The sequence below is a fragment of the Amycolatopsis sp. NBRC 101858 genome, from assembly GCF_030269325.1.
In the GTDB taxonomy this organism is placed as follows: Bacteria; Actinomycetota; Actinomycetes; order Mycobacteriales; family Pseudonocardiaceae; genus Amycolatopsis; species Amycolatopsis ponsaeliensis.
This window is the reverse complement of sequence record NZ_BSTD01000002.1, coordinates 451462-462892: the sequence shown is the minus strand read 5'-3', so window position 1 is coordinate 462892 and position 11431 is coordinate 451462. Positions and strand designations below refer to the sequence as shown.

Below are 11431 nucleotides of genomic sequence, written 5' to 3'. Positions count from 1 at the left end.
AGCGCCCCGCCCGGCGACCGGGGCGCTGGTACGGTAAAAGGTATGGCAACACGTAAGGTCACTCTTTCACTGGACAGTGGCGCCCTCGACTTCGCCGAACGCGCCGCGAAAGCACACGGGATCTCGGTCTCGTCCTGGCTGTCCAAGGCAGCCAGGCGCGAGGCGGTACGCACGGGCTACACCCCGCAGAAGCCGGAACCGGCCCTCGCCGAAGTCGACGAGGCCGAGCTCGCGGCGGCGGAGAAGGATCTGCGTGCGCAGGGGTGAAGTCTGGACGTACCACCCCCCGACCGAACCGGCCCGGCAACGCACCGTCGTGCTGCTGTCCTCGGACGGGGTGAACGAGTCCGAGCGCCCCTGGCTCCTCGGCACCGAACTGCTCGAACGCGACCCGCAGGACATCCTCGGCGTAGCCATCGACGCCCGGTACTGGGTGTCGACGCTCAACCTCACCCGGCTCTACCGGCCGTGGTTCGACGAGCGCATCGCCGAGATCGACCTCGAAGTCCAAGAGCGCATCGACATCGCCCTGCGAGCCGCCCTCGATCTCTGAGTGTATAACGGCCTATACCGCTCGACGTGGTGGGAAAACAGCGGTCCGGTAAGCGCCCACGTCACCCCTAAAACCGCACAGGGCGAGGGGGTCAGCGGGCGACGACCTCCGGGGCCGCGTGCAGCTTCCCGTCCGCGCCCGCGAGGCAGGACGCGTTGCCGTCGCGGGCGGCGATGAACTCCGTGAGGCAGTTCGCGATCGCCGCGTGGCCGGCCGCGTTGGGGTGGAACGACTCCTGGAGCGCGTGGCCCGCGCGGTCGGCTTGGCCGAGGTCCGCCAGCTGGAGCGTCAGCCGGGTGAACCACTCGGTCGCCGGGTTGGCGCCGCCGCTGCACGCTTCGTGCTTGACGCCGGCCTTCGCCAGGTCGAGGAACCGTGCGCCGGTCTGCTGGGCGGCGGATTTCAGGCCGGCCGAGAGCACGCCGATGCCGGTCTGGGAGATCCACTGGAGGTCTTCGACGCGGAACGGGCAGCCGTTGAGGCTGCGCAGGTCCTCGGGGAGGTCGGGGCCGATCGGGGCGGCGTAGGACTGCAGGATCAGCTGGTAGTCCGCGGGGACGTACCCGGCGGCGGCCAGCACCTTCTTCACGTCGGCGACGGCGGTGGCGACCTTCGGGACCATGGCGTCCACTTTGGACTGCCAGGTCTGCTTGAGCGCGGTGCTGCACGGCGGGCCGGCGGCGTTGAACCACGCCTTGAAGCAGTCGGTGACCTGGTTGGAGAACTTCGGTTCGTCGTTCGCGCCGACGGCGATCACGACCGCGGCGACGCGGTGGTCCTTGACCAGTGCGGCGAGCTGCTGGGCCTGGGAGGGTTCCGTCCACTGCTTGACGTCGCCGAGGGCGACCTGTTCGGCGGGTGCGCCGGAGCAGGCGAGGTTGACGTGGGCGGTGATGCCGGGGATGGCGATCTTGTCGACGAAGGCGTTGGGGGAGCGGTGGCACCAGTTGCCGCCCTGGCCGTTGGTGGTGGGGGTGTATTGGCCGGCGCCTTCGCCGGAGACGGTGCTGTCGCCCATGGCGACGACGGTGAGCGGGCCGGTGCCGGGTGGGCCCTGCCGGGGTTGGGGTTGCCCGTTTTTGCTTTCGGAGCCGAAGAAGACGAAGAATCCGGCCAGCAGGGCCACGCACGCGAGGACCAAGGCTCCCCAGTACCACTTGAGACGTCGCATCGTCGTCGAGTCTACGGATCAGGGGTGGGCGGGGTGTGCGTCACCGGTCACGCCGTGCGGGCGACGACGTGGCGGGGGACGAGGTCGACCGGCAGTTCCCGGACGCCGAAGATCATCGGTGAGGGGTAGCCGACCTGGACGCCGTCGCGGACGCGGATGTCGTCGAAGCGGTCCAGCAGTTGTTCGAAGACGACTCGTCCTTCGAGGCGGGCCAGGGGTGCGCCGAGGCAGAAGTGGACGCCGCCGCCGAAGGCGAGGTTGGCTTCCTTGCGGGGGCGGGGGTCGAACTCGGTGGGCCGGGTGTGGTGGCGGGGGTCGCGGTTGGCGCCGAGGACCCAGGGGGTGACCATCGACTTGGCGGGGATGGTGACGCCGCCGAGGTCGACGTCGGTGGTGCTGATCCGCAGGAGGCGCATGATCGGGGGCCGGTGACGGGTGACTTCGTCGAGGAGGCTGGGGATCAGGCTGGGGTCGCGGCGGACCGCGGCGGCGGCTTCGGGGAATTCGTGCAGGGAGAGCACGGTGTTGCCGAGCATCATGGTGGTGGTGATGTGGCCGGCGGCCAGCAGCAGGGAGGCGAAGTTGAGGACTTCGTGGTCGGCGAGGCGTTCGCCGTCGACTTCGGCGTGGGCGAGGGCGCTGAACAGGTCGTCTTCGGGGTCGCGGCGGCGCTGGGCGAGCAAGGCGGCGAGGTAGGTCTCCATGACCTCGGTGAGGTTGGTGCCGTCTTCCTGGGGGCCGCCGCCGGCGAGGAGGGCGTCGGCCCAGCCGCGGTAGAGGGTGCGGTCTTCGGGTGGGATGCCGATGAGGTCGCCGATGACCACGACGGGTAGTGCGTAGGCGAGGTCGCGGATGAGGTCGGGGTCGTCGCGTTGCGCCATTTCGGTGATGAGGGTGTCGGTGGCGGTGACGATCCGCGGTTCGAGGTCGGCGACGACTTTGGGGGTGAAGGCTTTGCTGACCAGTTTCCGCAGGCGGTGGTGGACGGGTGGGTCGACGGCCGCCATATTGCCGCGGACGGCTTCGGCGGTGTCCGGAAGGAGTAATCCCGGGTCGGAGGAGAATGACTGGTGATCGGTGAAAATGCGGCGGACGTCGGCGTGCCGGAATACGTGCCAGGTTTCGTTGTCGTCCTCGATGACCGGGTGGTTCTCGCGCATCTCGTCGACCCATGCGAACAACGCGGATCCGCCGTCTTCCAGTGACGGTGGGCGGACTTCGGGCGAGTTCATCCCGCGGCTCCTTCGCTGAAACCGATTTCCCCAGAACGAAGAAATTCATTCGTTGACATTGAACAGGTTATTGGCGTGCCTGGTTGGGCGTCAACAAGAAAAGGTGATCACGGTTGTCAACGAAATGGGCTTGTCGATCAACTTTCGATGTTAATGGGGTGAGATCGGGCAAGCTTCGCGATTCGGGGCGGGCTATCCGGCTTCGGTGAGGTCGGTGGTCGCGGCGAGTTCGGCGGCGACGTCGGCGATGACCGGGATCGCGGGGTTGTCGTGGCCGGGTACCCACACGAGTTCGGTCCGGGCGAGGTCGTCCTCGAGGGGGACGAACGCGACGCCGCTGCGGCGCAGGCTGTGGGAGGAGCGGGTGAGCCGGGTGATGCCGACGCCGGCGGCGACGAGGCCGAGCAGTCCTTGCACGGTGGCGGCGCGCTGGACGACGTGCGGGGTGAAGCCGGCGGCGGCGAAGTCGGCGTCGTAGCTGCGGTGCCAGGGTTCCCAGGTGCTGCGCGGGGTCAGCACCCACGGTTCCGCGGCCAGGTCGGCCAGGTTCAGGGACGTGCGTCCGGCGAGGGGGTGGCCGGTGGGGAGGACGGCGCACACTTCCTCGGTGAGCAGGGTCCGGGAGGCGAGGCCGTCGACCAGGGGTGGCCGGGTGAAGGCGAGGTCGAAGCGGCGTTCGCGCAAGCCGTCGACGAGTTCGGCGATGGAGGCTTCGGCGGTCGTCACGGTGAGGTCGGGGAACCGTTCGCGGACGGCGCGGACCACCGGGGGCAGCAGGTAGTTCGCCGTGGTGGTGAGGAAGGCGAGCCGGATGGTGCCGATCTCGCCGCGCACCGCCCGTGCGAGGGTCGCGACGGCTTCGTCGGCGCGGGCCAGGACCGCGCGGGCTTCGGGGAGGAAGAGCTCGCCGACGGCGGTGAGGCGGGTGCCGCGGGTGTCGCGGTCGAACAGGCGCGTGCCGAGGCTGCGTTCGAGCACGGTGATCTGCTGGGAGAGGGATTGCTGGGCGATGTGCAGGCCGGTGGCGGCGCGCGTGAAGCTGGTTTCGTCGGCGACGGCGACGAAGTAGCGAAGCTGTCGCAGCTCGGGAGTCACAGGCTGGGACTGTAGCCCTGGCAGGAGATCGGTGTTGGCGGCGCGGTCGTGATCGTCCCCAGGATGGCAGGGAGGAATCCACTGGGAGGAACGTGAAGATGACGAACACCGACGGCCGCGTCTGGCTGATCACCGGCTGCTCGGCCGGGTTCGGGCGGGAGATCGCGCTGGCCGCGCTGGCCGCGGGTGACCGGGTGCTGGCCACCGCGCGGCGCCCGGAGACCCTGGGCGAGCTGCAGGAGCGTGGCGGGGACCGGGTCCGGACGGCGGCGCTGGACGTGACCGATGCCGGGCAGGTCGACGCGGCGGTGAAGACGGCGCTGGCGGAGTTCGGCCGGATCGACGTCGTGGTCAACAACGCCGGCAACGGGTCGGTCGGCGCGGTCGAGGAACTCACGCTGGAGGAGCTGCGTGCGCTGATGGAGGTGATGTTCTTCGGCGCGGTGGCGGTGACGAAGGCGGTGCTGCCGCACCTGCGTGCGCAGGGCAGCGGCACGGTGGTGCAGATCAGTTCGATGGGCGGGCAGCTGTCGATGCCCGGGTTCGGTGCTTACAGTGCGGCGAAGTACGCGTTGGAGGGTTTGTCCGAGGCTCTTGCGGAAGAGGTGAAGCCGTTCGGGGTGCGGGTGCTGATCGTGGAGCCGGGTGCGTTCCGCACGGAGTTCGGCGGTGGCCGGATGCGTCGGTCCCGCACGATCGACGCCTACGCGGTGTCGACGTCGGGCACGCGGGATGCGGTGGAGTCGATGGACGGTACCCAGCCGGGCGACCCGGCCAAGGCGGCCGCGGCGATCGTGCGGGCGGTCGGCAGTGCGGACGCGCCGCTGCACCTCGCGCTGGGCGCGGACGCCGTGGCGGCGATCCGGGCCCAGCACGAGGCGCTCGCGGCGGACCTGGCGGCCTGGGAGGAGGTCAGCCGGGCGACCGCGCTGGATTAGGCGGGGTCTTCGAGCAGGCCCAGGACGTTGCCGTCGGCGTCGGTGAAGGTCGCGACCAGGCGGCCGTTGCCGACGTCCTTCGGTTCGTCCTTGACCTTCGCGCCCGCGGCGGTCACCTCGGCGAGCTTGGCGGCGATGTCACTGACGTGCCAGTAGGTGACCGGGCCGGTCATGCCCTGCTGCGCGCCGTTGGGCACGAGGCCGATGTGCTGGCCTTCGGTGTCGTAGCCGACGTAGTAGGGGGCGTCGGCCACGGGTTCGATGCCGAGCAGGGCGGTGTAGACGGCTTTGGCGGCGGCCACGTCGGTGACGGGGTGGAGAACGGTCTTGATCCCCTGGGTGCTCATCGCGGGTTGCTCCTGAAGTCGGTGGTGCGGTACGGCGATGACGCTATTCGCGGCCCGGTGACCAGCGCTTCTCGATTCCTGATCGGTTAGTCCAGCAGGGCGGTGAGCACTCCGTCGAGGAGGCGGACGCGGCGGTCGGCGATGCGGTGGACCTCGTCGTCGTGGGTCGCGACGATCACCGCCGCGCCCTCCTGCGCGCAGCGGCGCAGCAGGCGCAGGACCCGGGGGGTGCTGCCGGCGTCGAGGTGGGCGGTCGGCTCGTCGGTGAGCAGGACGCGGGGCTTCCCGGCGACCGCGCGGGCGAGGGCGACGCGTTGCTGCTGGCCGAACGACACCTCGAGGGGGTAGCGGTCGCCGAGTTCGCCGATGCCCAGCTCGTCCAGGAGTTCGGTGACGCGGGCGTGGATCGCGGCGGGCGACGGGCGGGGTACGTCGGAGCGCAGCCGCAGGGGGAGGGCGACGTTTTCGGCGATCGTGAGTTCGTTGGCGAGCCCGAGGGCCTGGGGCAGCACCGCGCAGGTGTGCCACGGCGGGGCGCCGCTGATGGGGACGCCGTCGAGCAGGACGCAGCCGGAGTCGGGGGAGTCGAACCCGCACAGCAGCGCCAGCAGGGCGCTCTTGCCGGAGCCGGAGCGGCCCGAGACCGTCACGAGCTCGCCGGCGGCGACGCGCAGTTCGAGTCCGCGCAGGACCTCGATGTCGCCGCTGGGGTGGGCGAAGCTGCGGCGCAGCCCGACGGCTTCCAGCATGGACGGCGTGACTTCCGTGGTCACCGTTGCGGCTCCCGTTCTTCGACGCCGTCGAGCGTGCCCTTGTGCAGCCGGGCCACGCGTGCGCCGAGGTCGATGAGGCGTTCGTCGTGGGAGGCGACCAGTACGGCGAAGTCCTGGTCCACCAGGTACTGCAGGGTGTCCAGCACGAGGTCGGCCGAGGCTTCGTCGAGCTGGGAGGTCGGTTCGTCGGCCAGGATCACCGTGGAGCGCGCGGCGAGCACGCACCCGAACGCCAGCCGCTGCTGCTGGCCGCCGGAGAGCGCGGAGATCTTCCAGTCGCCGGTGCCGTGCAGGCCGAGCTGCCCGAGGATGTCCTCGGCGGTGCAGTCGGTCCCGGCGGCTTCGGCCGCGGCCCGCAGGTTCTCGGCGACCGAGAGGTAGCCGAGCAGGTTGTCGGAGGGGTTCTGGAACACCAAGCCGAGGTGGTGGCGGCGCAGCGCGCGCCGCTCGCGGTGCTTGAGCTTGCGGACGTCGGCGCCCTGGAAGGTCAGGGTGCCGCGTACGGGCTGTTCGAACAGGCCCAGTACGCGCAGCAGGGTCGACTTCCCGGAGCCCGACGGTCCGGCGAAGACGGTCATGCCGTGGGCGGGGACGTCGAAGGTGACGTCGTCGACGCCGGTGACGACGCCGGCCGGGGTCGGGTAGTCGACGCCGATGCCGCGCAGGGTGAAGATCGGTTTGTCAGGCACGGATCAGCTCCGCGGTCCGGGCGGTGCGCACCGAGCGCACCGCGATCCAGCCGGCCAGGGCCACGACGAGCACCCCGACGACGAGCACGGTCAGCACGAACGGCAGCGGGTCGGGCAGTTCGGAGCGTGGCGCGAGGAAGGTCGCCGGGTCGAAGCGCGGCACGGACAGCCCGGCCACGGAGACCCCGCAGACCACGCCGACGACGATCGCCAGCCCGCTGAGCGCGCCCAATTCCATCAGGTGGCTGGCCAGCAGGGTCCGCGGCCGCATGCCCATCCGCAGCACCAGCGCCCCGGCGAGGGCGTTCTGCCGTCGCCGGACTTCGACCGCGACGAGCAGGGCGAGGATCGCCACGACGCCGAGGACCGCGCCGAGCAGCGCCACGAAGGAGAACGTCCACGAGACGACGAAGAACGGCAGGCCGTCGAGCGCGGTTTCGCGGCTGATCCGGTTGGGGATGAACACGCCCGCGGCGCGCAGGGCGGTGGTCGCGTCGGCCAGCGACGCGCCGGTCAGGACGCTCCACTTCGGGATCCCGTCGAGCTGCTCGTGGTCGAGTGCGGTGCGGGAGACGACGTAGCCGGGTGAGGTGCCGATCATCGGGAAGACCGGCAGGTCGGCGACGGTGACGGCGTCGCGCAGCCCACCTGGCAGCTGGGCGCGCTGCTTCGCGGTGTGGCCGATGCGGATCACGGGTGTGCCGTGGGGGTCGGGTTGGGAGATCTTCCGCAGCAGGCCGTCGAGGTCGGTCGCCGGGATGTCCCCGACGGCGGCGCCCTTGGTGAACGTCGCGGGGTCGACGACGAGCACGACGCTGCCGGTGCCGGTCAGTTCGCCGACGACGGTGCTGGTGCCGGCCAGCGCGGCGGGCATCGCGACGGTGCCCATCCCGATCGGGCTGTCGGTGTCGAGGCGGGCGTTGCCGCCGACGAAGATCGCCGACTTCGTGTCGAGCGCGGCTTCCTGGCCGTTGGCGATGCCGAGGCCGGTGGCCAGCGTGCCGATGGCGAGGGTGCCGATGACCAGGACGCCGGTCACCGGGGCGCGGGCGCCGGCCAGCCGCCGGATCGCCAGCTGCAGGGCCGGGCGGGACCAGAACCGGGCCCGGTGGGAGGCGTGCAGGGCCAGCCACGCCAGCCGTGCGGTCAGCAGGCCGACGGTGAGCACGACGAACACCGGGTAGGTCAGGGCCAGCGGGTCGACCTGGGGTAATGGATTTCCGAGGCGGGAGCCGGTGCTGTAGTGGGCCAGGCGGGTCCAGCCGAGCCACGCCATGCCGGCCGTCGCGAGCTCCCACGGGAAGTACCCGAGCAGCCGCATCCGGTTGCCGCCGCGGCGGACGCGGCCGAGTTCGAACTCGCGGTGCGCGCGCACGGCGACGATCAGGGCCAGCAGCGCGAGCGATACGACCAGCACGCCCGCGGCGACGGTGCCGGCGCGCAGTTCGGCGTCGGGGTCGGGCGCGCCGGGTGGGCCGTACACGCCCAGCAGCAGCCGGGCGGCGGCCGCGCCGAGGGCGCCGCCGAGCAGGATCGGCAGGCCCAGTTCGGCGACGGCGAGGCCGCCGAGGGCGCCCGGGCCGCTGCCGCGCGCCGAAAGCAGCCGCAGCTGCGCGTGCCGCCGCTGGTACCACTGCAGGGCGACGGTGCCGAGGCCGGCGCAGCCGACCAGGACGCTGATCAGCGCGAGCGGCAGGATCGAGACGAACACGTTGTCCTGGGCCTGGCGGGCGATCTGCACCGAGCGCTCGAACGTCGGGACGTCGCCGGGGACGAGGTTCCCGAGCCCTTGGGCGGTCAGGTCCGCGCGGACGTCGGTGACGAGGTCGCGGGAGCGCTGCAGGAGGTCTTCGGCGGCGCTGAGGGTGGCCGGGGCCGGTTCGTAGAAGGAGATGTGGAAGTACTGCATCTTCGGCAGGCCGATCGCCCGGATCGCGTCGTCGAAGGTCTTGCGGTCGGTGGCGAACACGATCGAGTCGATGGGGTCGTTGGCCAGCCGGTCGACGACGGCGCCGGACTGCTGCGAGCACCACCACCGCGGTGGCGGGTCGACCAGGTCGCGGTAGATGCCGGTGACCGGCGGCAGGACGTCGCCGCGGATGCTGGGCTTCGCGCCGATGCCGATGTGCTCGGCGTCGGCGACGACGTTGCCCAGCCACAGCCCGGGGGCGCGGCTGCCCTGCTGCAGCGTCAGGTTGTCCAGACCGGCCTGGTCGCGGTAGGCGAGGCGGATCTTGTAGTGCGGGTCGCCGTTGAACTGGGTGCCGGGCAGGACGGTGGTGTACTGGCCGACGACCGGGGTGCCGAAGCCGTGCGCGCCGGCGTGGCGCTGCACGGCGCCGGTGACGGCCGGGATGTCCTGGACGGGGATGTTGCCCTTGCCGAAGACCGGGCCGTAGCTGTCGGGGCAGGTGATCCCGGTCTGGTAGGCGATCGCCGCGCCGCCGGCGGCGGAGGCCTGCAGGACCGCGGCCGTGCCGAGGAAGCAGGCGAGCAGCGAGGTCACCGCCGCGACGATGAGGGTGAGCGGGCTGGAGAGGGCGGCCTTCGGTGCCGCACGCCACGGCTTGGTCACTCTGCGCTGTCCAATCTTCCCCCATTTCACCCGCATGGACGCGCACGCTACCGGCAGATCGCAGGAGTTGGCACGTTTTTGTATTCGATTGTTGCTCACACGCCGTCATCGGCCGTCGATTGGGGAGCGAGCAACGCGTGCGGCCATCCGGCCGGTTTAATGGTCTAGACCTTGACGTCGATATTGGTCTGATCCAATCCTGAAGACGTTCTCGCCGTGTTACGCCGCGGCACGGCTCCCCGCCGGCACTGGAGCGCAGATGCGTCGACGCAGACCTTTCTCCCGAATGTCCGTTTTTCTTGCCCTGACAGCGATCTCGACCGGATCGCTGGTCGCCGGCGCCGGAACCGCCCAAGCCGCGACGCCGCTGCCCACGCACGTCTTCGCGCCGTACTTCGAAGCCTGGACCGGTGAGAGCCCCGCCGCGCTGGCCCAGCAGTCGGGCGCCAAGCACCTCACGATGGCGTTCATCCAGGCCGCCACCAAGGGATCCTGCACCGTCTACTGGAACGGCGACAGCGGGATGCCGATCTCCACCGGCGTCTTCGGCTCCGACATCGCCACCATCCGCTCCCGCGGTGGCGACGTCATCCCGTCCTTCGGCGGCTACACCGCCGACAACACCGGCACCGAGATCGCCGACAGCTGCACGAACGTGGACTCGATCGCCGCCGCCTACGAGTCGGTGATCACCACCTACGACGTCCCCCGCCTCGACATGGACATCGAGGACAACTCGCTCACCAACTCGGCGGGCATCGACCGCCGCAACAAGGCCATCAAGAAGGTCCAGGACTGGGCCGCGGCGTCCGGGCGGTCGCTGCAGATCTCCTACACCCTGCCCACGACCACCCGCGGCCTCGCCGACAGCGGCCTGGCCGTACTGCGCAACGCCGTCTCCAACGGCACCCGCGTCGACGTGGTCAACATGATGACCTTCGACTACTACGACAACGCCGCCCACCAGATGGCCACCGACACCCAGACCTCGGCCACCGGGCTCGTCTCCCAGCTCGGCGCGCTGTACCCCGGCAAGACCCAGGCACAGCTGTGGGCGAGCGTCGGGATCACCGAGATGATCGGCGTCGACGACTTCGGCCCGGCCGAGACGTTCACGACCGCCGACGCGGCCACCGTCTACAACTGGGCGGTCTCGAAGGGCATCAACGAGCTGTCGTTCTGGGCCCTGCAACGCGACAACGGCAGCTGCCCCGGCGGTGCCGCCGCCGACAACTGCTCCGGCATCGCCCAGGACACGTGGTTCTTCAGCCACGCCTTCGAGCCGTTCACCGGCGGCACCACCGTGCCGGGCAACGACTTCTCCGTCTCGGCGAACCCGGCCTCGGCCGCGGTGAACCCGGGTGCCTCGGCCTCGGCGACGATCAGCACCGCCGTGACCTCCGGCTCCGCCCAGCCGGTGACGCTCTCGGTCACCGGTGCCCCGGCCGGCGTCACCGCGTCGGTCAGCCCGGGCTCGGTGACCGCGGGCGGCAGCGCGACCCTCTCGGTCGCCACGACCGCCGCCGCCGTCCCCGGGGTGTACCCGCTCACCGTGACCGGCGCCGGGACCGCCGGCAGCCACAGCGCCACCTTCACCCTCACGGTCAACGGCACCGCCCCGGGCGGCTCGGTCGTCAACGGCGGGTTCGAGACCGGTGCGCTGAGCCCGTGGAGCGCCGCGGGTGACGCGATCGTCGCCACCCCGGCCCACTCCGGGACCCACGCGCTGCAGGTGGTGCCCACCTCCTCGGCCACCGGGGAAGCGGCGCAGAACGTCACGCTCGCGCCGAACCACGCCTACACGCTCAAGGCGTGGGTGCAGGGCAGCTACGCCTACGTCGGGGTCCGGGGCGGCGCGACCGCCAGCACGTGGACCTCGAGCAGCGGCTGGACCCAGCTGTCGGTGCCGTTCACGACCGGCGCGTCCGGCGCGGTGACGGTGTACGTCCACGGCTGGTACGGCCAAAGTGCCCTCTACGCCGACGATTTCACCGTCAGCTGATCCTCGGTTGATCCTTTCGGCGGCGGCCCGGTTGGGCAACGCGGAGGTTGGCCGGG

At 71.0% G+C, this 11431-nt stretch carries 11 protein-coding genes; 4 read left to right on the top strand and 7 right to left on the bottom strand.

Features of this window, described 5'->3' with window-relative positions; translation table 11 throughout:
• Nucleotides 1-42: 42 nt before the first annotated feature.
• Both QSK39_RS15370 and QSK39_RS15365 read left to right on the top strand, forming a co-directional pair.
• Nucleotides 43-267, top strand: a complete 225-nt coding sequence (locus QSK39_RS15370) for a hypothetical protein (RefSeq protein WP_285478417.1) — start codon at nucleotides 43-45, stop codon at nucleotides 265-267.
• Nucleotides 254-553 (top strand): hypothetical protein, encoded by a 300-nt coding sequence (locus QSK39_RS15365; RefSeq protein ID WP_125316436.1) that lies wholly within the window; start codon nucleotides 254-256, stop codon nucleotides 551-553. The genes QSK39_RS15370 and QSK39_RS15365 overlap by 14 nt, the downstream gene beginning before the upstream one ends.
• Nucleotides 554-644: 91 nt before the next feature.
• Here the strand turns inward: QSK39_RS15365 and QSK39_RS15360 are convergent, their stop codons facing one another.
• From QSK39_RS15360 to QSK39_RS15350, 3 genes are all read right to left on the bottom strand, one after another.
• Nucleotides 645-1724 carry a GDSL-type esterase/lipase family protein gene (locus QSK39_RS15360; protein WP_285478416.1) on the bottom strand — a complete coding sequence of 360 codons (1080 nt, stop codon included), beginning with the start codon at nucleotides 1722-1724 and terminating at the stop codon, nucleotides 645-647.
• A 47-nt stretch (nucleotides 1725-1771) separates the two neighbouring features.
• Nucleotides 1772-2956, bottom strand: coding sequence for a cytochrome P450 (locus QSK39_RS15355; RefSeq protein ID WP_285478415.1), 1185 nt, complete (start codon nucleotides 2954-2956; stop codon nucleotides 1772-1774).
• A 192-nt stretch (nucleotides 2957-3148) separates the two neighbouring features.
• Nucleotides 3149-4051 (bottom strand): LysR family transcriptional regulator, encoded by a 903-nt coding sequence (locus tag QSK39_RS15350; RefSeq protein ID WP_285478414.1) that lies wholly within the window; start codon nucleotides 4049-4051, stop codon nucleotides 3149-3151.
• A 98-nt stretch (nucleotides 4052-4149) separates the two neighbouring features.
• Between QSK39_RS15350 and QSK39_RS15345 the strand changes: the two genes are divergently transcribed.
• Nucleotides 4150-4989 (top strand): oxidoreductase, encoded by an 840-nt coding sequence (locus QSK39_RS15345; RefSeq protein ID WP_285478413.1) that lies wholly within the window; start codon nucleotides 4150-4152, stop codon nucleotides 4987-4989.
• On the opposite strand, the gene QSK39_RS15340 is transcribed toward QSK39_RS15345, so the two are convergent.
• The 4 genes from QSK39_RS15340 to QSK39_RS15325 form a co-directional block, all read right to left on the bottom strand.
• On the bottom strand, nucleotides 4986-5336 hold the full coding sequence (locus QSK39_RS15340) for a VOC family protein (RefSeq protein ID WP_284744951.1): 351 nt from the start codon (nucleotides 5334-5336) through the stop codon (nucleotides 4986-4988). The genes QSK39_RS15345 and QSK39_RS15340 overlap by 4 nt on opposite strands.
• A gap of 86 nt (nucleotides 5337-5422) precedes the next feature.
• Nucleotides 5423-6085: an ABC transporter ATP-binding protein gene (locus QSK39_RS15335; RefSeq protein WP_285479908.1), complete on the bottom strand. Its 663-nt coding sequence runs from the start codon at nucleotides 6083-6085 to the stop codon at nucleotides 5423-5425.
• Between the two features lie 20 nt (nucleotides 6086-6105).
• The gene (locus QSK39_RS15330) at nucleotides 6106-6798 is read right to left on the bottom strand and encodes an ABC transporter ATP-binding protein (RefSeq protein ID WP_285478412.1); all 693 of its coding nucleotides are present in this window, start codon (nucleotides 6796-6798) and stop codon (nucleotides 6106-6108) included.
• Nucleotides 6791-9373 carry an FtsX-like permease family protein gene (locus QSK39_RS15325; protein WP_285478411.1) on the bottom strand — a complete coding sequence of 861 codons (2583 nt, stop codon included), beginning with the start codon at nucleotides 9371-9373 and terminating at the stop codon, nucleotides 6791-6793. Before QSK39_RS15325 ends, QSK39_RS15330 begins: the two co-directional genes overlap by 8 nt.
• Before the next feature lie 286 nt (nucleotides 9374-9659).
• Between QSK39_RS15325 and QSK39_RS15320 the strand changes: the two genes are divergently transcribed.
• Complete coding sequence (locus QSK39_RS15320; RefSeq protein ID WP_285478410.1) at nucleotides 9660-11375, top strand: glycosyl hydrolase family 18 protein; 1716 nt, start codon at nucleotides 9660-9662, stop codon at nucleotides 11373-11375.
• Nucleotides 11376-11431 lie beyond the last annotated feature (56 nt).

Coding starts and splice junctions, on each gene's coding strand:
- QSK39_RS15360 (WP_285478416.1), bottom strand. CDS start 1,724: ATGCGACGTCTCAAGTGGTACTGGGGAGCCTTGGTCCTCGCGTGCGTG.
- QSK39_RS15335 (WP_285479908.1), bottom strand. CDS start 6,085: ATGCTGGAAGCCGTCGGGCTGCGCCGCAGCTTCGCCCACCCCAGCGGC.
- QSK39_RS15340 (WP_284744951.1), bottom strand. CDS start 5,336: ATGAGCACCCAGGGGATCAAGACCGTTCTCCACCCCGTCACCGACGTG.
- QSK39_RS15345 (WP_285478413.1), top strand. CDS start 4,150: ATGACGAACACCGACGGCCGCGTCTGGCTGATCACCGGCTGCTCGGCC.
- QSK39_RS15355 (WP_285478415.1), bottom strand. CDS start 2,956: ATGAACTCGCCCGAAGTCCGCCCACCGTCACTGGAAGACGGCGGATCC.
- QSK39_RS15370 (WP_285478417.1), top strand. CDS start 43: ATGGCAACACGTAAGGTCACTCTTTCACTGGACAGTGGCGCCCTCGAC.
- QSK39_RS15320 (WP_285478410.1), top strand. CDS start 9,660: ATGTCCGTTTTTCTTGCCCTGACAGCGATCTCGACCGGATCGCTGGTC.